We start from the raw sequence: 21,506 nt of genomic DNA, 5'->3' as shown, positions 1-21,506 counted from the left end.
ATCACGATTTGAATAGGCATCAAGGCTCAGGGATGGCTTCCGAAACGTTGGACGCGCAAGGCGCGAATTTCTTGTTTTACGATAATCAGGTCTTTGGCAAGGCTGATGAAATCCTCTGCGGCGGGGGAGGTCCGCCGCCAGTGCAAAGCAACGGGGTGAACTGCATCCGGGTGATCCAGCCTGCGCACCTTGAACTCGGGATCCCGCACCGCTTCTGCAAGGGCGTAGAGGGAGGGCAAGATCGCGACACCCGCGCCCATCACTGCCATCTGTCGCACCGCGTCGAGGCTGCCGCCTTCGTAATCACGGCTCAGATAGGTGCCTGCCTTCCTTGCGAGCTGTTCGACTATGTCGTTCAGCCGGAATTCTGCGCTCAAGGATAGCAGTGGACTATTTGCGAGGTCCGATAATGTGACCGGACCGCTACCCAAGGAGATTGGATCGTCGCTTGCGGCACAAACCCAGAGGGCTTCTTCAAAGAGGGGGGCGCTGTCAAATTCGGGTTCATTTGTTGGGGTTCCAATAACAGCATCTATAGTACCGTCCTTGAGCAGTTGAAGAAGTGGCCGCGTCGCCCCTTCCTGTATGACGAGGCGAAGATCGGGATAAAGATTATGTAGCCGCCGGTTCGCTATCGGCATGAAATACGCTCCTATCGAGGGCAGTACCCCGATCGACAGCTTGGCCGCAAACAGGCTCGTGGTCCCTCGCGCGATGGCTTTGAAGTCGCGCACATCACGTAAGATTGATCTTCCCCGCGCCAATACTGCACGGCCGGTTGGTGTGAGCGACACGCGCCGCGACGTGCGCTCGAACAGGCGGATACCTAATTCCTGTTCCATGGTGCTGAGTTGCTTGGACAGACTTGGCTGACTAACGGCAAGGGCATCCGCCGCGGCACCGAAGGCACCGTATTCAGCAACGGCCACGAAATATTCGATTTGTCTTAGCGTTGGGCGCATCGTCTTGGCCTCCGATCCATTCTCTTGGGCTATTGAAAGTAGAAAAACATTCAATTGGTTATATGGATACTGATTTCCTATCTGACAATCACGGACAAACCCAAACCTGTGAAAAGGAACTCTGATATGACTGGACCAAAAACTATCGCCGCCGCGGCCGCTCTTGCTTTCGCAGCCACCCACAGTGTCGCTCTTGCCGACGGCCATTCAGGTTTAACGCCCGAGCAGATCACCGCCGTTCAAACTGCGTGGGGCGAGGGCATTGTGAATATTGGCCGCGTCTATACCGACGGAGGTGATTACCGAACTGAAGCAGCGAACCATATCAATACTTTCTACGCCTATGAGGAAGGTGAAGTGCTGTTCAAGCCGACGCTTGCCGCAGAGGATCAGTTCCGCGGCACATTCGACGAGGCGCTGTCCTACTTTGTCGGCGGTGACATTGCCGAGGACAGCGGCTTTGCAATTGCGCCTTACTCCAATGTCCGTTGGGAAAACGAAGGCACTATCATCAGCGGCAAAAAAGCCATGTCGATGGGCAACTACTTCTTCACAACGGCTGATGGGTCAGAAGTAAAGGTCGAATATACCTTCGGCTATGCGCAGATGGAGAACGGGGAACCGAAAATCGTCTTGCACCACTCCTCCTTGCCATTCTCGGCAAACTAACCAAGATGGAGGGGTCGGACGCGTGTCCGGCCCCTCGTTTCTCAAACGTACTATATGCCCCCTGAAATCGCTCCGTTTTGGAGTGTTCGAAAGGTTTTCGGGGTTTGGCGACCACATCGCCTTCTCAAAACAAGTTTGCGAAGGCTTTGAACGCCCCCGCGATGGCTGACGTTCAAGGATACTGCGGCAGTGTTGAAGAGGGGCCGTTCGAAACGTGCGCTGCGCGTGACGTCACCGCTCAAATGGGTCATAGAGCACGACCAAGCGTCGTAAAAGGAACAGACGCATCTTTGCTGAGACCCTTACTTGGGCCCTATGACCCAGTCTTCCTCTCTCAATCACTCTACGGACCGCATCCTCACCGGTGTCGTCTTGATGCTAGGATTTTGCGTGACCGCCCCGTTACTGGATGTTGCGGCCAAGCTGGCATCGGCCAGCGTGCCAGTGGGGCAGATCACGGCCGCGCGCTTTGTCGTTCAATGCGTGCTGATGGCGCCTTTTGTCTGGATGATGGGTCTGTCGTTGCGGGTGGAGCGGCGGCAATGGTTTCCGCTCTTGTTTCGCGCGATACTTTTGTTAGCCTCAACTTTTTGCTTTATTGCCGCAATACGCGTTATGCCGCTTGCTGACGCTCTGGCGATCGTGTTTGTGGCCCCGTTCATCGTGCTGTTGGTGGGGAAGTTCTACCTGTACGAAGATGTAGGTTCGCGGCGCGTTGTTGCCGCCATTGTGGGCTTTGTGGGTGTCTTGTTTGTGATCCAACCCAGTTTTGCAACCTTTGGCGCAGTGGCACTCTTTCCGCTGGGCACGGCTGTGGGTTTCGCGTTCTATATACTCGTGACGCGCGGGCTGTCGCGCAGAATGCATCCCGTGATCTTGCAATTTCACACAGGTCTTGTTGCCAGCTTCCTGTGCCTGCCGGTTTTGATATTGGCCGAGGGCAGGGGGATAGCTTTTCTTGATCCGGTTTGGCCCGAAGGCGTGGTATGGCTCTGGCTCCTGGGGGTCGGATTTTTCGCCACGCTGAGCCATATGATGATGACCTATGCGCTCTCGCTGGCGCCTTCGGCCACACTGGCGCCACTGCAGTATCTGGAACTGCCGGTGGCAACATTGCTGGGTTATCTGGTTTTCAATGATTTCCCCAATGCGCTTACGCTTACGGGCATCGCCATCATCATCAGTGCGGGATTGTATATGATCCACCGCGAAAGGGTCACTGCGCGTCAACTGATCACCGAGCGCGCTGCGCCACCGATCTGATCTGGCCTATGTCGTTTCTGCAACGCATTCACAGCCGGTGGGCAGCCCGGCCAGCGATGCCGCTGGTGCAGCGGGAAGCGCTTGGTCCCTTAGGGGTCCGTCCCATGGTTGATAGCGCGGCTCCTTAGGTAATGCGGTTGAGCGCTTCGCGTTTTTATCCCTGCGTGATCACGATATCTGTCTTGTGTGGTTAAAGCGTGTTTTTTTTGCGATGCGGTTAACGATCAGTATGTTATTTCAATAGCATGGACATTGTTCTGATCACGACTGTCATCGCCTCATTGTTCCTTGTGATAGGGGTGGCAGAGCCGTTGGCGGCCAAGCTGCGCCTGCCCTATAGTGTGATCCTGGCGGCTATCGGCATTCTGATTGGTGTCGGTGCGATATTTTTCTTGCGGACAGAAATAACCGACGCGCTCAACCCGGTGGCCGAGGCGATCCTCGGTCTGCCGATCCGGTCCAATGTCTTTCTTTACATCTTCCTGCCGACACTGCTGTTTCAGGCAACGCTCGGGATGAACCTGCGCCGGATGCTTGAAGACTGGGTGCCTATTCTGGTGCTTGCTGTCGTGGCCGTCGTTGTCGCGACACTCACCGTTGGCTACGCCCTGTCGTGGGCCAGCGCCCTGCCGCTGGCGGCCTGCCTGTTGATCGGCGCAATCGTATCGACAACGGACCCTTCGGCGGTGGTTTCGATCTTCCGGTCGATCTCGGCGCCGCGTCGGCTTGCCCGGATCATTGAGGGCGAAAGTTTGCTGAACGACGCCGCGGCTATCGCGTTATTTGGTTTGTTTATGGGGTTCGTGATGCTGGGTGTGCCTGACCCAAGCCTTGCAGACGCGCTTGCCCGCTTTCCGCTTTTGATTGCCGGAGGAGCGTTCACGGGGTGGTTGGCTGCGCGGATCGCTTTGTGGTTCATGGCCATGTTCCGGCGACACGCGCTTGCGCAGATCTCGATCTCGGTTGCACTGCCTTACCTTGCCTATATTGGCGCAGAGCAAAGCATCGGGGCTTCTGGCGTGATTGCTGTAGTCGCCGCGGGGCTGACGCTCAACTTGACCGGTCCCAGTCGTCTGCAACCGCAAGCTTGGGCAAAATTGCGCGAGTTATGGGATATTCTGGCGCATTGGGCTGGTGCGCTCATCTTTATCCTTGCAGCATTGCTGATCCCGCGACTTCTGGAAGAGGTGCGCGTCTCAGACTTCTTGTTGGTCGGTGTGGTGATCATTGCCGCTATTGCAGCGCGTGTTGCGATCCTTTTTGGTCTTTTGCCATTACTGTCCGCGTTAAAGCTCTCACCCGCGGTCGAACGGCCTTACCGTGTTGCAATCCTCTGGGGTGGCTTGCGGGGCGCGGTCACTTTGGCTCTCGCGCTTGCGGTCACCGAAAGCTTCCGTGTGCCGGACGGGATACAGCGTGTGGTGGGCATCCTTGCGACCGGTTTCACTCTTTTCACACTGATCGTTCAGGGCACGACGCTGCGCTGGGTTATCGCGCGGTTGGGGCTCGACCGGCTGTCACCGATCGACGAGGCGCTCTCTCGGCAGGTGGTCGCCGTTGCGTTGCAGACGGTGCGCGAGGACCTCGCGCGCACGACAGAGAATTATGAGCTCAGCCATGATATCGTCAGGTCCGAAGCAAAGGGTTTTGGAGAACGACTTGAAGAAGCCGTGAAGACGGCAGAGGACAGCGCAGACATTCTGGATCGCGACCGGATCACGCTGGGTCTTATCGCGCTTGCGGGTTACGAACGTGACACAATCCTTGCCCGATTGCGCGAGCGCACAATCTCGGCCCGCATGGCGGAACAAGTGCTCTCGGATGCGGACCGCCTGATCGAAGGCGCGCGTTCTGACGGGCGCAGTGGATACAATCGCGCCGCAAAGCGCAGTGTCACCTATGGGCGCGCATTCCGTGCGGCGGGGCTGTTGCATAGCCGGTTGCACCTGTCATTCCCACTGGCACGGATCACGGCCGACCGGTTCGAATTACTTTTGTCGCAAAGGCTGATCCTGCGGGATCTGGGCGCCTTCATAGATGGGCGCATCCGGCGCATTCACGGACGGCGCGTGGCAGACCTATTACGTGAGTCATTGTCGCGCCGGATCGACGCGGTCGAAACTGCCCTGGACGGTCTTAGGTTGCAGTATCCCGGCTATGCCGAAGAACTTGAGCGGCGCTTTATCCGCCGGACAGCACTGCGGCTGGAAGAACGCGAATACGCGACCATGCGCGAGGATGGATTGATCGGCGCTGAAGTTTACACCAAGCTTGTCGAAGACCTCGACTTGCGCCGCGCAGCGGCCGAGGAACGCCCTCAGCTTGATATTGCGCTTCAACGCTCCGAACTGGTGCGTCAGTTTCCACTTTTTGCGGCTTTGGATGAGCCGGACTTGAAGCGACTGACGCGTGTGCTCAAGACACGCTATGTGAATGCAGGGGATATCATTATCGGCAAGGACAGCATCGCCAAAAGTGTATTTTTCATCGCTTCTGGCGCAGCAGAGGTCGAAACAGCGGGCCAGACCTGGCGTCTTGGCCGTGGTGAAATGGTCGGGCAGATGGCCATCCTGATGCGCAAAGCACGTCGGACCGAAGTGCGCGTTATCACCCCGTCGACTTTGCTGGAACTTGACGAAGCAAGGTTCCGCCGCCTGTTACGTCGCAGTGCGACTTTACAAGATGCGGTCCGCGCAAGCGCGGAAAAACGCGGAATTGCACCTGATGATTTGTTCGCCAGTTAAAATTCCTAGGTTTTGGGAGTTTTGAGTTCCGGCTGCCCGACTAGTGATATCGCGCTTCATTTGGTTTGACGGCTGTGTTTTCGATCCTCGTTATGCTGTGTGTCATGGTCTCAGCCGTTTCTTTGGCGGTCGGCTTGTGGCCTTTCATGTTCAAAACGCGTGTGTGGGTTTCTTGTCGTGGTATCTGGGGCAGTTCAGCATTGCTGCGTTGTGAATTCCAAGCCTCACCTGATAGAGGGCACTAATTCCTGACCGATTGCATAAATCTGTTTACCTCGATCTCAACACCAATCATTTTGAGCGAATGACCAAAGACGTGACCAAGCCATTTCTGTTGCGCGTGCGCGATGCTTTGCCGGACCTTAACCCGAGTGAGCACAAGCTTGCAGAGCTTGTTCTGGATTTCCCGGGCGAGATGGCGGGTTATACCGCGACTGAAATTGCCGAGCTTGCGAATGTGTCCAATGCCACCGTGTCGCGATTTGTGCGGCGGATCGGGTACGGTTCGTTTGACGAAGCGCGCCGCGCCGTCAGGGATGAACAACGCGCTGGTACAGCTTTGTTGCGATTTTCTTCGGAAACGCCACAGCGCGGTGGAGCGGTTGCTGCGCATTTCGAGACAACGCAGCAGAATCTTGAGCTGACCTATGGTGCCTTGGATGATGCACTGATCGACAACCTTGCCGAGGCGCTTATTGCCGCGCCACGGGTCTGGTTTATAGGGTTTCGTGCGGGGCAGCCCTTCGCGCAATATCTCGGCTGGCAGACGTTGCAGGTCTTGGGAAATGTAAGCGTTTTACCAAGAGCGGGCGAAACACTGGCGGAAAGCCTCGCATCCTTGTCGTCCAAGGATGTTGTCGTGCTCGTCGCTTTGCGCCGCAGACCACAAATCCTGACGGCCGTTGTCGAGGCCGCCAATCATGTTGGCGCCGCCCTTGCGGTGATTGAGGATCGACCAACTGCGGAAACAGCCGATGCGCGCTGGCAATTGACATGCGTCACTTCAGCCAACGGTCCGTTGATGAACCATGTGGGCACAATGGCCATTTGCAATCTGGTCGCTGCGCGCACCATTGCGCTTTCGGGGGCCTCCGGTCGGAGCCGTATGGCCGCAATCGAAGACGGCCACAGACGGTTTGACGAGCTTTAAGGCACATCGCTGAAAAGGCTGCGGTGTTGCAGCGCCTGCTGTGCAGATTCTGACTATTTCCAAATAAAATAACGATATTGCTGCCGAAAAATGAGGCAGCGCATAAAAACTCAATCCAAGTATTAGAAAAATTGTTTTCACATCAGATTTATAAAGAAAATATTTTTCCAGACGCAATTCCCGATTCTCTTCGATCCCAACCCGTCACAAAGGAAAAAGCATGACTTTCTCACGTACCCAAATAATCGCCGTGGCAAGCGCCGCGTTTTTCCCTGCCGCTGCCAGCGCAGAAGCTGTTATGCAGATCAACTCATCATTGCCCGAAGGCTCTTTCGCGCATGTCTTCCTGCTGGAATACGAGCAGCGGCTTGAGGCCGCCGCACCTGGCGAAATTGACGTCCAGATTTTTATGTCCAACACATTGGGCAAAGAGGAAGACGTTCTTCAAGGGCTTGGCTTTGGCACGCATCAGGCCTCTTTGTCGGCTTCTGCCGTTGCGCAAATCAACACGCGCACGTCCATTTTCGATCTGCCCTATCTGTTCGAGGACCGCGCAGCGGTGCAAACCTTCATCGACAGCCCTGCGGGTGAAATGCTGGCTGACGGGTTCAATGGCACCGGTATGGTATTGGCCGCGATGTGGGACAACGGCTTTCGCCAGATCACGAACGATGTGCGCCCGATCGTAACGCCTGAGGATCTTGCCGGCCTCAAAATCCGCACGCCTACCAACCGCCAGCGTGTCGAGATGTTCAATACATTGGGTGCCAACGCGACACCACTGTCATTTGGAGAGGTCTATTCCGCTCTGGATCAGGGCACGATCGACGGGCAGGAAAACCCCGCAAACGTTGTCGATACGGCCAAGCTTTTTGAAGTGCAGGACTATATGTCGCTCTCAAACCACGTCTATCTGCCTACGTTCCTGATGATCGGCGAACCCTTCCTCGCTTCTCTGGACGACGATCTGCGCGCCACAGTGATTTCTGTGGCTCAAGAGGTGGCTCCTTGGTCTTTTGCATGGGGCGAGACGACCGATGCTGAGACTATTGCGGCCCTCTCCGACCGGATCGCGATCAACGAAATTGACTTTGCCGCGTTCCAAAGTGCTGCGCTACCTCTCTATGACAGTCCAACCTTCGTTGACGTCATCGGTGCGGATATGATTGCCGCAACCAAAACTGCACTCGGCATCGAGTAAACAGGGTCGGGAGAGCGCGCATGGACCGTTTTGACGCCTTATTCTCACAATTGGACCGCTGGCTGGGCGCCGTGCTGGATGTGGTTGTTATCGGTCTTGCGGGTCTGCTGCTCCTTTTATTGAACTGGGCGGTCTTCGCCCGGTTCGTTCTGAACGACAGCGTGTCTTGGGGTGAGGAATTGCCAGCCCATCTCCTGGCAATGCTGACATTCATTGGCGCGGCTTACCTGACGCGGACCAATGAACATTTGGGGTTTGATGCGGTCTTGCGTGTCATGCCACCAAAGATGATGCGCGTCGTCACCGCTTTGAACCTGATCCTGATGGGGTTCTTCGGGCTGCTTTTGGCCTGGTATGGCGGGATTGCCGCAGCCAGCTTTGGCGCGCGCTCCTTGATTTCTATTGACGCTCCCATGGCCCTTTTCCGTGGGGCAATGCCCTTTGGTGGCGCACTGATTGCGCTGTTTTGTGCGGTAAGGCTTGTCGGCATTGTGTCTGGCCGTATCGATCCTTTGGACCTTTTGCCTGAAAGTGACGCCTGATGTTCCTTGATCCCGGATGGATGATCCTCATTCTGCTTGTCACGCTGCTGATAGCGGGCCTGCCGATCGCCTTTGTATTGGGTGTCACGGCTGCAACAATGATCATCCTTGATCCCGCAGTGATGCCGCAGATCATCGGCCTGATCCCCTTTGGCGGTGCGAACAACTATCTGCTTGTGGCCGCTCTTTTGTTCATGATCGCAGGCGAGATCATGAACCAAGGCAAGATCGCGGAAAAACTGATCGCCTTTGCCTCGTCGCTCGTCGGGCATATCCGGGGTGGTCTGGCGCATGTGAACATTCTGACATCGCTGTTCTTTTCCGAGATTTCGGGCACCGCGACATCGGACGCGGCCGCGATCGGATCAGTCATGATCCCGCAGATGAAAAAGCGCGGTTACCCGGTCGCATTTGCGGCAGCTGTCACATCGACTTCGGCCACGATGGCGATCATCGTGCCACCCAGCCTGAACCTGATCCTCTATGCCTATGTTGCCAATGCGTCGATTGCCGAACTGTTTGCCGCAGGTATTGTACCCGGCCTTCTGGTCTGCGCGCTCTTGATGGGCACGGCCTACGCAATTTCCGTAAAACGCGGTTACCCGACCGAAGGTGCGTTTTCTTTCGCGCGCGTGCTTGAAACAGGTAAGGATGCCGCCCTTCCGCTGACCCTGCCAATACTTGTGCTGGCTGGTATCCTTGGCGGTGTTTTCACAGCGACAGAAGCCGGTGCCATTGCTGCCTTCTGGTCGATCGTTCTGGCGATGGGTGTTTACCGGACGGTGCGCATGGGCACTGTGGTCGATACGCTGCGCATTGCCGGCAAACGCTCCGCGATGCTGATGTTTATCGTCGCGACCTCCACGCTCTTGGGCTGGTATCTGACCAACCAGCGTATTCCGCAGGACATCGCAGAGGCCATCCTTGGCCTTTCCGACAACTATTGGGTTGTTCTGCTTGTCATCAACATCTTCTTTCTGTTGGCGGGCACAATTATTCACGGCACACCTGCGATCTTGATGTTGGTGCCCATTTTCCTGCCACTCGCAGATCAACTCGGCATTGACCGCGTGCATTTCGGTTTGATCCTGACGATCAACCTTGGCATCGGGCAGCAGACCCCGCCTGTTGCTTCGGTTGTCTTGATCACCTGTGCCATCGCCAAGATTTCGATCGCCAAGATCATTCCGTCGATGCTGATGTTCATCGGGGCCATGCTGATCGCCTTGCTGCTGGTCAACGTGTTTCCAGCACTCTCTCTCTGGCTGCCATCGGTTATCCTGTGATGCGCTTGCTTATTGTCAATCCAAACACGTCCAAAGGCGTGACCGACCGGATCAGAGAAGCCGCAAATTACGCAACCCGACCGGGCGACCATTTCACGACGGTTTGCCCGTCATTCGGCCCTGAACTGATTGTCACGCCGCAGGACGCCGAACTGGCCAGCCGCGCTGTAGTCGAGACTGTCAAAGCCTATGATGCCCCCTGTGACGGGATTGTTCTGGCATCGTTCGGGAACACTGGTGCGGAGGGGGTACGCGCTCTGCGGCCGGATATTCCCGTCATCGGGATCGCCACGGCCGCCTTTGCAATCGTTGGCGCACTCGGAGGGCCATTCGGTATCGTGACTTTTGGCCGAAGCCTTGTCCCGGGGTTGACGGACAAAGCGAAAGAGGCAGGTGTCGGGGGCCAGCTGATTGGCGTTGAAGCGCTTGCGACAGATTGTTTTGGCGATCCCGGGACAGTGCAAAGCCGTCACGCGCTGGAACTAAGCCAACTATGCATAGAAATGCAGCAGCGCGGGGCCACCAGCATCGTCATGGGTGGTGGGCCATTAGCGGGCCTTGCGGCGAAGATTGGAGCCAGTTGTCCTGTCCCACTCATTGACGGCACGCAATGTGCGATCAATATCTTGCGCAGCACGACCATATTGCCACGCACCTAGGTTCCGGGCCCTGGATCAGCATCTGTTCGGAACCGGAGTCGGAACGCTCGGATCGTCAGAACAAAAGTCCCGCTGATCGGTCTGTATCACATATTTCGCCAGCTTAGCGGAGCCTTCCTTAACAAGCCGAATTTCTCATCTCCAAAAACTTGCCATGGCTTCATTACCCCGCAGCACCCCTGAAAATCGGGGCAGTCAATTGGGGTGCGCATCGTGTGGCGGCAAGGGATGCAGTGCGAACGACTGCCAAGAAAAAACGCGCAGTCCGAGCAAGCGTGAGGGTCCTGACCCTGGGGTGGCTTGGGTTCTATAGCTGTGTTGGAACGCGACAATTGTTTTGAACCCGCAAACAGCTTGCGTCACTTCGATTCATTTTGCGCTAAATCAACAAACAATGCGTTGTGTGTGGATAGTTTGGCAACCAAAGGAGCAACCGATGGTATCTATCAGACCCGCAAGCATGACCGCTGTAGACAATGGCTGGCATGCCAAGGCAGTTGCGGATGTAATGGAAGGGGTGGATGCACAGGCGGGGGGGCTCACTGACACCGAAGCCAAGGCGCGCATAGCGCGCTATGGCCACAATGAACTGCCAAGTGAGCGGCAGTCGGGGCCACTAAAGCGGTTTCTCGCCCAGTTCCATAACCTGTTAATTTATGTCCTCATCGCCGCCGCCGTGATCACCGGTGTTTTGGGGTATACCAAGGATACGCTCGTCATCCTTGCGGTTGTCCTCGTGAATGCAGGAATTGGCTTCGTCCAAGAGGGTCGCGCTGAAGCGGCGATCGCGGCGCTTCACCGTATGCTGGCACCGATGGCCTCGGTTCTGCGCGACAATCGCCGCTGCAAGGTCAATGCCGCGGATCTCGTTCCGGGTGATATCATCTTGCTCGAAGCTGGCGATAGGGTTCCGGCGGATGCCCGTCTGATCGAAGCGGCCGTGTTGAAGGTGCAAGAAGCGATTCTTTCGGGCGAGTCCGTGCCAGTCGAGAAGTCGGTCGCGCCGGTTGCCCTTGATGCCGACCTCGGCGACAGGGCGTCAATGATCTACAGCGGGACATTGGTTGTCTCGGGGCAAGGGCGCGCTGTTGTCACCGCGACGGGACCCCAAGCCGAAATTGGTCGGATCAGTGATCTTCTCGCTGGCGTCGAAGAACTGACCACTCCACTTTTGAAGAAGATGGACGCATTTGCCCGTTGGATCACTGCGCTTATTCTGAGCGGCGCGGCACTCTTGTTAATCTACGGCTTTTTTGTACAGAACATGCCGTTCGAGACGCTTTTCATGATCGTTGTCAGTCTGTCAGTGGCCGCGATCCCGGAAGGGTTACCGGCAGTCCTGACGATCACCTTGGCAATTGGTGTGCGCAAGATGTCGGCGCGCCACGCGATCGTGCGCCGTTTACCAGCCATTGAGACACTGGGCGCGCTGACCGTCATCTGTACCGACAAGACCGGTACTCTGACCCGGAACGAAATGATGGTGGCGTCGATTTCTGCCAATGGTCGGCGCTTCTTGGTTGAGGGAGAGGGGTACTTGCCCAACGGCCGGATCTTGGCCGAAGATGAAGGGAACATCAAAGCGTTGCACCCGTTGGTCACGACGGCGGCACTCTGTAACGATGCCGCGCTTGCCGATGGACCGGAAGGCGTTCCAATAGCCAGTGGCGATCCGATGGAGGCGGCGCTGCTGGTGCTCGCTGACAAGTCAGGGACACCTCATGACATCCTGCGCGCCGAATGGACACGAGACGCAGTGCTGCCATTCGATGCGGCCCACCGCTACATGGCGACGCAAGCGACCTTGGACCGAAGTGCGGACTATGCTTGGATCCACGTCAAAGGCGCGCCGGAAGCGCTGTTGGATTTGTGCATCAACCAGGCGGAGGATACCGGCGAGATACCGCTGGACCGGGCCTATTGGGAGGCCGAGACGGTGCGCATCGCCGCACTTGGCCAGCGGGTGATCGCACTTGCGACGAAGTCCGTTCCGAAGGCGTCTGCGCGTCTGGAGCATGCGGACCTCACCGAGGGGCTGGTCCTGTTGGGGCTGGTCGGACTGATCGACCCGCCGCGCGCTGAGGCCATCGCCGCAGTGGCCGACTGCCAAGGCGCTGGAATTGCCGTCAAGATGATCACGGGCGATCATGCCGCGACTGCCGGGGCAATTGCCGCTGAGATCGGATTGGCCAACCCGGACTGCGTGCTGACGGGGCGGGACATCGACGACATGGACGACGCGATGCTGATGCAGGAAGTCGAAAGTACCAACGTGTTTGCCCGCACGACGCCGGAACACAAGCTGCGTCTTGTCACGGCGTTGCAGGCGCGCGGCCATATCGTTGCAATGACCGGCGACGGGGTCAACGACACACCGGCGCTCAAGCGCGCCGATGCCGGGGTTGCCATGGGTATCACCGGCTCGGACGCGGCCAAGGAGGTGGCCGATCTGGTCTTGACAGATGACAATTTCGTCTCGATCGCGGCAGCCGTTCGCGAGGGGCGTACAGTCTACGACAATATTCGCAAGGTGATCAGTTGGACCCTGCCAACCAACGCAGGCGAAGCCGGTATTATCATGCTTGCATTGGTTCTGGGTTTGGTTATCCCCTTGACTCCGCTGCATATCCTCTGGGTCAATCTTATTACCGCAGGGTCGCTTGGCGTGGCGCTTGCGTTTGAACGGTCGGAAGAAGCAATCATGCGCAAGCCTCCACTTCCCGTCGATGCGCCGATACTGGATCGTGTTCTGATCTGGCATATCGTCTTTGTCACTCTTCTGTTCCTCGCGGCAATTTACGGGATTTTCAACTACGCAATGGAGCGCGGCTACAGCATTGAACTCGCGCGCACGCTTACCGTGAATATGCTGATCATTCTTGAGATCTTCCATCTTTTCTATATCAGGAACATCCACACGACGTCGCTAACCTGGGAGGCGGTGCGCGGCACACGGGCGGTTTGGATCTGCCTTATGATCGTCGTCGTTGGACAATTGCTTTTCACCTTCGCCCCTTTCATGCAAAACCTGTTCGACACGCGGGCCGTCTCGTTCGCTGATGGTATGGTCCTGATCGGCGTTGGCGCCGCGTTCTTTGCGATTGTTGAGATGGAAAAACAGTTGCGCCTTCGCATTTCTGCATGACCTCTGGTCACGTACAGGCAGAAGGCTTCACCTGAAATACATCGACGGAGGGAGCAAGATCGTTTAGCCGCCATCCATTGGAGAGCGCACCTAGGTCTGTTCTTGTTTGGCGAACGGCAAGTGCCGGCCGACAGCTCGGTCCACATGTGGATACGTTCGGCGATGCCCGGCGCAACTTCAAGCCCAACGCGCATAGAGCGAAAACTGTGATCGACTATCGTGTGACCGAGCAGCAGTTGGACAGCACGGCGATTGTGTCTTTGGGGAAATATCTGATTTGAGGGCCAAGCCTTCATAAAACAGAACGCGCCACAGGACTTTCCATGTCTTCACGACCGCCATTTCTTTGGCTATGCTGCACTGCAGAAAGGGCTGTCGCATGAGTGTCATTCTAATTCTTTTGGCGCTGGCTATGCTGATTGTGGGCGCATGGCGTGGCATGTCCGTCCTCGTGCTTGCGCCGGTGCTTGCAATGTTGGCTGCACTTGCATCAGGCCAACCGGTGCTCGCGGGATACACGCAAGTTTTCATGCAGGCAGCGGGCGGCTTTGTCGTTGCCTTCTTTCCGCTATTTCTGTTGGGCGCGCTCTTTGGGAAGGTCATGGAGACATCGGGTGCTGCAGCGCGTTTGGCCAGTGCCATCGGTTCGGTTCTTGGGCCACAAAATGCGGTGCTGGCAGTTGTTTTGGCCTGCGCCTTGCTCACTTATGGCGGTGTGTCGTTGTTTGTTGTGGCCTTTGTGGCCTGGCCGCTCGCGCGCGCCCTTTTCGTGCAGTCCGGTCTGTCACTGCGCTTGATCCCGGCCACGATCGCCTTGGGGGCATTCACATTCACCATGACGGCATTGCCCGGCACTCCGTCAATCCAGAACGCAATCCCCATGGCGACGTTTGGCACGACAGCCTTTGCAGCGCCGGTATTGGGGCTGATCGCCAGTCTGGTCATGCTGGTCTTGGGGCTGGCCTGGCTAAAATGGAGGGTGCACAAACTGGCAACTGAAGGGGTTGCAGGGGTGCTTGATACGTCCATATCTGCTGGATCAATGCCTCTTTGGAGAGCGGTCGCACCGATTCTGTCAGTGGGTGTCGTCACGCTGGTCATGGGCAGCGTTATTCTACCGTCGCTGGACACAGGATATCTGGCTGATCCAGCTTTTGGGGCAACAGATTTATCCAAGGTGCGGGGGCTTTGGTCGGTGATCACAGCGCTTACTGTCGCGTTGGTATTGGCCCTTATCCTCAGCCGTCCGCCGAAACTGGTGCAGACCTTGAATGCGGGTGCTGAATCTGCGCTGCTCCCATTGTTCAACACAGCTAGCCTTGTGGGGTTCGGTGCTGTCATCGCCGCCTTGCCGGGGTTTGACATCGTTCGGCAGAACCTCGATGGGCTGGCGGGCGATAATGTCTTGATCTCGGCGGCCCTGTCCTCGGCGGCACTCGCCGGGATAACGGGATCTGCGTCGGGCGGTATGTCGATCGCGCTCGATGTGCTGGGGCCGTCAATGTTGGGGCAGGCGGCGCTGCAGGGGGTAGATCCCGCGCTGTTGCATCGTGTTATTGCTGTTGCGACAGGTGGACTGGATACGCTGCCACACAATGGTGCGGTGGTGACCCTGCTTGGTATTTGTGGAATGACGCATAGGCAGGCTTACGGCGATATCTTCGTTGTCGCGGTTGTCGTCCCGAGTTTTGCCTGTGCGTTGATCATCGCGCTTGGCATGGCATTCGGCGGTTTCTAGGATTTAGGCGTCCTTGCAAACCGTGTGTCCAACGGGCTGATAAAGCCATCCGGCTTACCGCTAGGACAGGACATTCAAGTGTATTGATGATGTTTTCGGCCGTGTTGCCAATGAACACACCCCACAAACCCGGTCTTGCGATCGTTCCCATCACGACAAGATCCGCGGCAATTTCTCGGCTTTGGTCATGAATGACGGTCTAAGGTGTACCCCGTATCAGCCGCCTTACAAGCGGCAATCAATAGCGCCGTCTGTGCAGCACTCTCATCAATCACCGCAAGGATTTTTCGGGGCGGGGCAAAGGCATTCGTCATACTGGCAGTTCTTTCTGCCCGTCAGGATCGTTGGCTATGCTATACGTGGGTTGCGTATCTTCCGTTATCATCCGTGCCGCCGCAAAAGCGGCATCCCTGTACGGCATCAACACAAGGTCAGCCTGTGCAGCCGTCAGCGCCGCTGCAGCAGTGTCATGATGTGCGGCAACTGCGACCTTGCCTTCAAAGCCGAGGTCGCGCGCCGCCGATAGAAGCGCGTTGCGCGGATCATCGTGTGTCAGCCCTGTATCATGTTCGGGCACAGCCAACACCAACCAGCGCACATGTCGCAGTGGCAGATGGGCCAAAAACTCGGGGTCAGAGACATCCCCGAAAATCACGTCATACCCCTGCGTACGCGCGTAACGCACTGCTTCGGGGCTGAAATCGACGCCCAGAATGCGCAGACCGCGTTCTTGCAATGCTGCAGCAATGCCAAGCCCATAGCGGCCAAGACCAAACAAGATGACATCATGCGGCTGTTTGGCATGTGCATCGGTCGCCGGCTCCGCCTCGGTGTTGCGACGTTCAAAAATGCCCAACACTGGCTCGAATACGGCATAGAGCTGATGCGAAAAGGTGATCATATATGTTGAAGCGGCGATTGTGACGAGGCCGACCAGTGTGACAAGCCCAAGCGCTTGCTCATTCACATGACCGATCGTCACGCCCATCGCCATGAAAATCAGGGAAAACTCGCTAATCTGTGCAACGGTCAAGCCGGCGAGGAAACCTGTCCGCTTGCGATATCCCATCGCGCCCATGATCGCGAGCACGATCAAAGGATTGCCGATCAGAACAAAGAGAGACAGCACGATTGCAGGTCCGACACTTGCGCCCAGCACGGACAGATCAAGAGACGCACCCAGGGCTATGAAGAAGAACAACAACAGGAAGTCACGCAAGGACGCCAGACGCGCGGCAATCGCTTCGCGAAACGGGGTAGATGCCAGAGAAACGCCTGCCAGCAACCCACCCAGTTCCTTGCCGAACCCCAGATAGTGGCCCACAGCGGCCAAAAGCGCCGCCCAGCCGATCGCGAATGACACCAAAAGTTCGGGCGCGCGCGATAGCCGCTCGACCAGTGGATTGGCGATGTAACGAATGAAGGCCACAACAAAAGCGAGCATCGCCACCCCGTAGCCCAGCACCTGCAGGACGTCCCTCAACGCCCCGTCGCCCTCTGAGCCACCGCCGACACCGATGGCCGACAGTGCGATCATCGCTATCACCACCACCACATCCTGCACGATCAGGAAGCCAAGCGCGATCCGCCCGTGCAGCGCGTCAATCTCTCTCTTGTCAGACAACAGTTTGACGATGATGATCGTCGATGAAAACGTCAGAGCGATGGCGACATAGATTGCTGTGCGCGCATCCAGCCCTAGGCCAAGCCCAATCAAGAAGCCGAAAACGGTGGTGAAGAGCACCTGCCCAAGCCCGGTGACCAAGGCGACAGGCCCTAATGTGCGCACAAGGTTGAAGTCCAGTTTCAGCCCGACCAGAAACAGCAAGAGCGCGATGCCAAGTTCAGCCAACAGATCAATTTGTGCGTCCGATTGCGCAATGCCCAGCATGGATGGGCCAGCCAGAATACCCACGGCAATAAAGCTGACGATCAACGGTTGGCGGAGCATCAGCCCGACAAAACCCGCTCCTGCCGCCAGCACAAGCAAGGCGGCAATTTCGTAGAAAAGGTAGCCTTCGATCGCTTCTGTCATGTCCTTGAGCTTTTTAACCCTTCTTTACGAAAAAGATCAGCGGCCTGTAAGATGAAGCGTGTCATACAAGCATACCGTACTTCTGATAAAATCAGTCAGAAATGTCAAAACCTTCTGGGGTCCTGTGCCGTTTCGCCAGAGGTGTCCTTGCCGATCATGCCCTTCATGATGCCGCCCATCACCAACACGCGGCCCCAGCGGGGCAGCATGGTGAGCGACCAGCCGAGGAACTTGGCCAGGAATCCGGGCCTGACCGTGGTCCGGCGCCCCAGAGCTGCAAGCGCGCTGCGCGCGACCAATTCAGGTGTTGCGGCCTTACCCATATGCATCCCCGCACGGGCGGCAAAGCCGGTGCCGACGGGGCCGGGCGCGACCGACAGGACGTTCACGCCATGGGTACGCATCTCGGCCGCGATGCCTTCCGCGAAACTCTGCACGAAGCCTTTCGTTGCCGCATAGGTAGCCGACAGGGGGGCGCCATTGAACCCCACGAGCGAGCTGAAGAGCACGATCCCACCGCGCCTTCGCGCGGCCATGCGGTGACCGAAACCGTAGGACAGTGCGACAACAGACCGGCAGTTCAGGTCAACCATGTTGGTCTCAGAGGCCACGTCCTGATTAAGGAAAGGCCCGATGGAGCCAAAGCCTGCAGCGGCCACGACAAGGCCCACGGGCGTGTTTTTCGTGAGCGATAGAAGGTCCGGCACGGCCGCAGGATCGGACAGGTCCATCGCCAGCACGCGCACCTCCACGCGGAAACGGGTGCCCAGGTCCAATGCCATGTCCTGCAAGACATCCCCACGCCGTGCGACGAGGATCAGATCGAAGCCGTGTTCCGCCAGTTGGACGGCAAAGGCGCGACCGATGCCGTCGCTGGCCCCCGTGATCAGGGCGGCGGGGCCGAAACGGCGCATCAGGGCGCTTTGGTAGTTTGGAGTATTCGTCATGGGGCGCGCTTTCCGGGTGGGTTGAGGTCTGTGGCGGTGGTGTCATGCACCTGCAAGGCGGAGCGAGGGTTCATTGGATTGGTGGGTGGTATCGCGGCCTGCTTTGCGCACTTGCGAGGGCAGGGTCATTGCGAACATCTGCGGCGTGAAAGCGAAGGCCAGCGTCACCGACAGTGCGACACCGCCCGCAACCGACATCGCAAAAGGCGGCCAGAAGCCACCGCCGCCGAGGATCAGCGGCAGGAAGCCGCCAAAGGTGGTGATTGTGGTCGAAGTGATATGCCGCGCCGATCCTGCTACCACATCGACCATCGCTGCGCGGTCGCCTGCGCTGGCGCGCGGGTCTTCCCGCAAGCCTGACAGCACGATCAGGGCGGCGTTGATCGACACCCCGACGGACCCGATAACACCGATGATCGCATTGATCCCGAACGGATAGTCAAAGATCGCCAGCGCCAGCATCGAGAGCCCCGCCGACAATCCCGCAACCGTGAAGGCAATCAGCGTCAGGCGGAAGGAATTGAAAGTCATCACCACGACGGCAATCGACAGGGTGATGATCAGGCCCAAGGGGGCGATCAACGCATCGACCGTGCTGTTGCGCGCATCAGAGTCGCCCCCGGTCTCGAGCCGGATGCCTTGCGGCGGAGCGTAGCCATCTGCCTCAAGAACCGCCATGGCCTCGGCGAGCGCCACAGCGGGCAGAATGCCGGGCATCAGGAAGGCCTGCACGGTATTCACCCGCTCGCCATTGCGCCGGGTGATCGTGCTTTCCGATGGCTCCAGCCGCAGCGCGCCCAGCGTGGACAGCGGCACTGCGGGGAACTTGCCTGCACCCGCGACCTGCGCCGAACGCGGTGGCAGGATCGGCATGTCGCCGATGGCGATCGGATCGCCGCGCAGCCCCGCGCCCAGGCGCACGCGCACCGGCAGTTCCTCGGTCCCTTCCAGCAGCGACCCGCCGGTGACGCCTTCCAGACCTGCCTCCATCTGCCGGGCGACCTGGCCCAGATCTAGGCCCAAAAGACGCGCCCGCGCCTCGTCGACTTCCAGCGTCAGCTTGGGCGAGCCGCCCGCGATCCCGGTGCGCACCATGGCCACCGTGGACACCTGCGCCAGCCGCCCGCGCAAATCGTCGCCCGCGCGGCGCAACGCGTCGATGTCCTGACCCACAAGGCGCAGCTCCACCGGCGCATTGACGGGCGGGCCCTGGGTCAGGCTGCGGATGACAAAGCGCGCTTGCAGGAATGCGGGCGGCAGATGGGCTTGCAAGTTGATCAGCAGTTGCTCGGTCGCGGCAGGCGATGCTGTGCGGATCAACGCCTGTGCGAAAGCCGGTGCCTGATCGCGGCCGCCTACCATGTTGTAATAGAAGGCAGGCGCCGAACGGCCCACAACCCAAGCGACGTTGAGGATATCCGCCTCGGAAGTCAGCCTCGCGTCGATTTCGCGCACCACGCGCATGGTCTCTGCAATGCCGGTGCCGGGGGGCAGCTCCACTTCGATATGGAACTGGTCACGGTCCACGCCCGGAAAGAACTGCGGCGTCAGGGTCGGAAGCGACAGAAAGCCGATCACCGGCAGGACCAGCGACAGCGCCACGGTGCGCAAGGGGTTGGCCATCGACCACGCCAGCACCGCGCGAAAGCCGCGCATCAGCAGGCCGTCACGTTTGGGCTGGCCATCGCCCATGCGCAGCCAGTGCCCGGCGATGGCAGGGGTGATCGTGACCGCCACAATAAAGGACCAAGACAGCATCACGATCACGGAAATCGCGATGGAGCCGACGAAATCCCCCGCCGGGCCCGGGAGCAGCAGAAGCGGCAGGAAGGACAGGATCGTGGTAACGGTCGCGGCTGCAAGCGGCATCGTCAGCCGCCGCACCGCCCCCGCAACCGCATTGAGGCGCGTGAGACCCGCGCAAAGTCGCTTGCCTACCTCGTCCGTCATCACGATGGCCGCGTCAACCAAGAGGCCAAGCGCCACGATCAGGCCGGTCACGCTCATCTGGTGGATCGGCACGGCCAGCGCGTTCAGTGTGGCGACGGAGGCGAGGGTGACAACCGGCAGCACCATTGCCACGATCAGCGCCGATCGCCAGCCGAGGGTGATGAACAGAACCGCCACGACCAGCGCGACCCCCAGGGACATGTTCAGCCCCACTTCGGTCAGCCGCGCGGTGGTGTAGCGGCTCTGGTCGAACACGGTCTCGATCGACAGGCTCCAGGGCAGGGCCTCGGCCTGCGCGAGGGTGGCTGCGCGGATGCCAGTCATCCAGCGATCGACCTGCAAACCTTCGCCCAGCTTGGCCGAGACAAGGATCGCGGGTTGCCCCTGATACAACGCGGCCTCGGCCAGTGGCAAACGCGGGCCGCGGGTGATCTGGGCCATATCGCCCAAGAGCGTCACGCGGCCATCCGTATCCTCGCGCAACACCACCGCGCGCAGCCGGTCAAGCGAGGTGATCTCGCCTGCGATGCCCAGAACCAGGTCGGTCTCCTCGCCGCGCAACCGGCCCGCCTGCACCTTGGCGTCGGCGGCGCGGATGGCCGCGGAAACCTCGTCGGCGGTCAGACCAAGCGCGGCGGTGCGGTCCGGGTCAAGCGTGACCAGCACCTCTTCCTCGGGCAATCCGTGCAGGTCGACCAGACTGGTGCCCGGCACGCGGCGCAGCCGGTCGGCCAGCGCCTCGGCCTCGCGGGCGGCACGGGTCGGGCTAAAGCCCTCGGGCATGGTCAGGGCAAAGATTGCCGCGTAGCCGCCCGCGCCATCACTGTCGAAATCGGGCGGTTGCACGCCCGCAGGAAACTCCCGCTGCGCATCGGTCACCGCATCGCGCACCTGCGCCCAAAGCTGCTCGATGGTCTCGGGGGGTACCGTCTCGATCAGTTCGACGGAGATGACCGAGATGCCGGTTGCGGATGTCGATGACACCTCGGCAATCTCCGGGATTGTACGAAGTTCAGTCTCGATCTTGGCGGTCACCAGCGCCTCGACGCGCGCGGGGTCCGCGCCGGGGAATACCGTGGTGATCGTCGCGAAGATATTGGTGATCGTAGGGTCTTCCTGCCGCCCGATTGAGACTAGCGCCGACATCCCCGCCGACAGGATCACCAGTAGCGCCAGTATCACGAGGCGTGGTTGACGGAAGAACAGCGTATCCAT

At 58.6% G+C, this 21,506-nt stretch carries 16 protein-coding genes; 11 read left to right on the top strand and 5 right to left on the bottom strand.

The window, feature by feature from the left end:
- Positions 1-26 precede the first annotated feature (26 nt).
- Positions 27-962 carry a hydrogen peroxide-inducible genes activator gene (locus VGP75_RS03575; protein WP_327542346.1) on the bottom strand — a complete coding sequence of 312 codons (936 nt, stop codon included), beginning with the start codon at positions 960-962 and terminating at the stop codon, positions 27-29.
- A gap of 126 nt (positions 963-1,088) precedes the next feature.
- On the opposite strand from VGP75_RS03575, the gene VGP75_RS03570 reads away from it, so the two are divergent.
- The 11 genes from VGP75_RS03570 to VGP75_RS03520 all read left to right on the top strand — a co-directional run bounded on the left by VGP75_RS03570 (position 1,089) and on the right by VGP75_RS03520 (position 15,359).
- The gene (locus VGP75_RS03570; RefSeq protein ID WP_327542345.1) at positions 1,089-1,631 is read left to right on the top strand and encodes a metal-independent carbonic anhydrase family protein; all 543 of its coding nucleotides are present in this window, start codon (positions 1,089-1,091) and stop codon (positions 1,629-1,631) included.
- A 315-nt stretch (positions 1,632-1,946) separates the two neighbouring features.
- A complete protein-coding gene (locus VGP75_RS03565; protein WP_327542344.1) occupies positions 1,947-2,894 on the top strand; it encodes a DMT family transporter in 948 nt (315 codons plus the stop codon).
- Positions 2,895-3,139: 245 nt separating this feature from the next.
- Positions 3,140-5,638, top strand: a complete 2,499-nt coding sequence (locus VGP75_RS03560) for a cation:proton antiporter (RefSeq protein ID WP_327542343.1) — start codon at positions 3,140-3,142, stop codon at positions 5,636-5,638.
- A gap of 316 nt (positions 5,639-5,954) precedes the next feature.
- Positions 5,955-6,788: a MurR/RpiR family transcriptional regulator gene (locus VGP75_RS03555; RefSeq protein ID WP_327542342.1), complete on the top strand. Its 834-nt coding sequence runs from the start codon at positions 5,955-5,957 to the stop codon at positions 6,786-6,788.
- 220 nt (positions 6,789-7,008) lie between these two features.
- Positions 7,009-7,989, top strand: coding sequence for a TRAP transporter substrate-binding protein (locus VGP75_RS03550; protein ID WP_327542341.1), 981 nt, complete (start codon positions 7,009-7,011; stop codon positions 7,987-7,989).
- 20 nt (positions 7,990-8,009) lie between these two features.
- The gene (locus VGP75_RS03545; protein ID WP_327542340.1) at positions 8,010-8,531 is read left to right on the top strand and encodes a TRAP transporter small permease; all 522 of its coding nucleotides are present in this window, start codon (positions 8,010-8,012) and stop codon (positions 8,529-8,531) included.
- Positions 8,531-9,817, top strand: a complete 1,287-nt coding sequence (locus tag VGP75_RS03540; RefSeq protein ID WP_327542339.1) for a TRAP transporter large permease — start codon at positions 8,531-8,533, stop codon at positions 9,815-9,817. The genes VGP75_RS03545 and VGP75_RS03540 overlap by 1 nt, the downstream gene beginning before the upstream one ends.
- Positions 9,817-10,476 (top strand): aspartate/glutamate racemase family protein, encoded by a 660-nt coding sequence (locus tag VGP75_RS03535; RefSeq protein ID WP_327542338.1) that lies wholly within the window; start codon positions 9,817-9,819, stop codon positions 10,474-10,476. Before VGP75_RS03540 ends, VGP75_RS03535 begins: the two co-directional genes overlap by 1 nt.
- 436 nt (positions 10,477-10,912) lie before the next feature.
- On the top strand, positions 10,913-13,621 hold the full coding sequence (locus VGP75_RS03530; RefSeq protein WP_327542337.1) for an HAD-IC family P-type ATPase: 2,709 nt from the start codon (positions 10,913-10,915) through the stop codon (positions 13,619-13,621).
- Positions 13,622-13,767: 146 nt separating this feature from the next.
- A complete protein-coding gene (locus VGP75_RS03525; RefSeq protein WP_327542336.1) occupies positions 13,768-13,902 on the top strand; it encodes a hypothetical protein in 135 nt (44 codons plus the stop codon).
- A 98-nt stretch (positions 13,903-14,000) separates the two neighbouring features.
- A complete protein-coding gene (locus VGP75_RS03520) occupies positions 14,001-15,359 on the top strand; it encodes a GntP family permease (RefSeq protein WP_327542335.1) in 1,359 nt (452 codons plus the stop codon).
- On the opposite strand, the gene VGP75_RS20580 is transcribed toward VGP75_RS03520, so the two are convergent.
- The 4 genes from VGP75_RS20580 to VGP75_RS03505 all read right to left on the bottom strand — a co-directional run bounded on the left by VGP75_RS20580 (position 15,325) and on the right by VGP75_RS03505 (position 21,506).
- Positions 15,325-15,510 carry an adenine nucleotide alpha hydrolase family protein gene (locus VGP75_RS20580; protein ID WP_414727764.1) on the bottom strand — a complete coding sequence of 62 codons (186 nt, stop codon included), beginning with the start codon at positions 15,508-15,510 and terminating at the stop codon, positions 15,325-15,327. The two genes, VGP75_RS03520 and VGP75_RS20580, sit on opposite strands and share 35 nt — an antisense overlap.
- A gap of 159 nt (positions 15,511-15,669) precedes the next feature.
- Positions 15,670-17,394, bottom strand: coding sequence for a cation:proton antiporter (locus VGP75_RS03515; RefSeq protein ID WP_327542334.1), 1,725 nt, complete (start codon positions 17,392-17,394; stop codon positions 15,670-15,672).
- A 104-nt stretch (positions 17,395-17,498) separates the two neighbouring features.
- Positions 17,499-18,341 carry an SDR family NAD(P)-dependent oxidoreductase gene (locus tag VGP75_RS03510; protein ID WP_327542333.1) on the bottom strand — a complete coding sequence of 281 codons (843 nt, stop codon included), beginning with the start codon at positions 18,339-18,341 and terminating at the stop codon, positions 17,499-17,501.
- Between the two features lie 42 nt (positions 18,342-18,383).
- Positions 18,384-21,506 carry an efflux RND transporter permease subunit gene (locus VGP75_RS03505; RefSeq protein ID WP_327542332.1) on the bottom strand — a complete coding sequence of 1,041 codons (3,123 nt, stop codon included), beginning with the start codon at positions 21,504-21,506 and terminating at the stop codon, positions 18,384-18,386.

Origin of the sequence: Yoonia sp., assembly GCF_036007805.1 — a bacterium.
Taxonomy (GTDB): domain Bacteria; phylum Pseudomonadota; class Alphaproteobacteria; order Rhodobacterales; family Rhodobacteraceae; genus Yoonia.
Note: the sequence above shows the minus strand (reverse complement) of the source record. Positions and strands in the feature narration are given on the sequence as shown.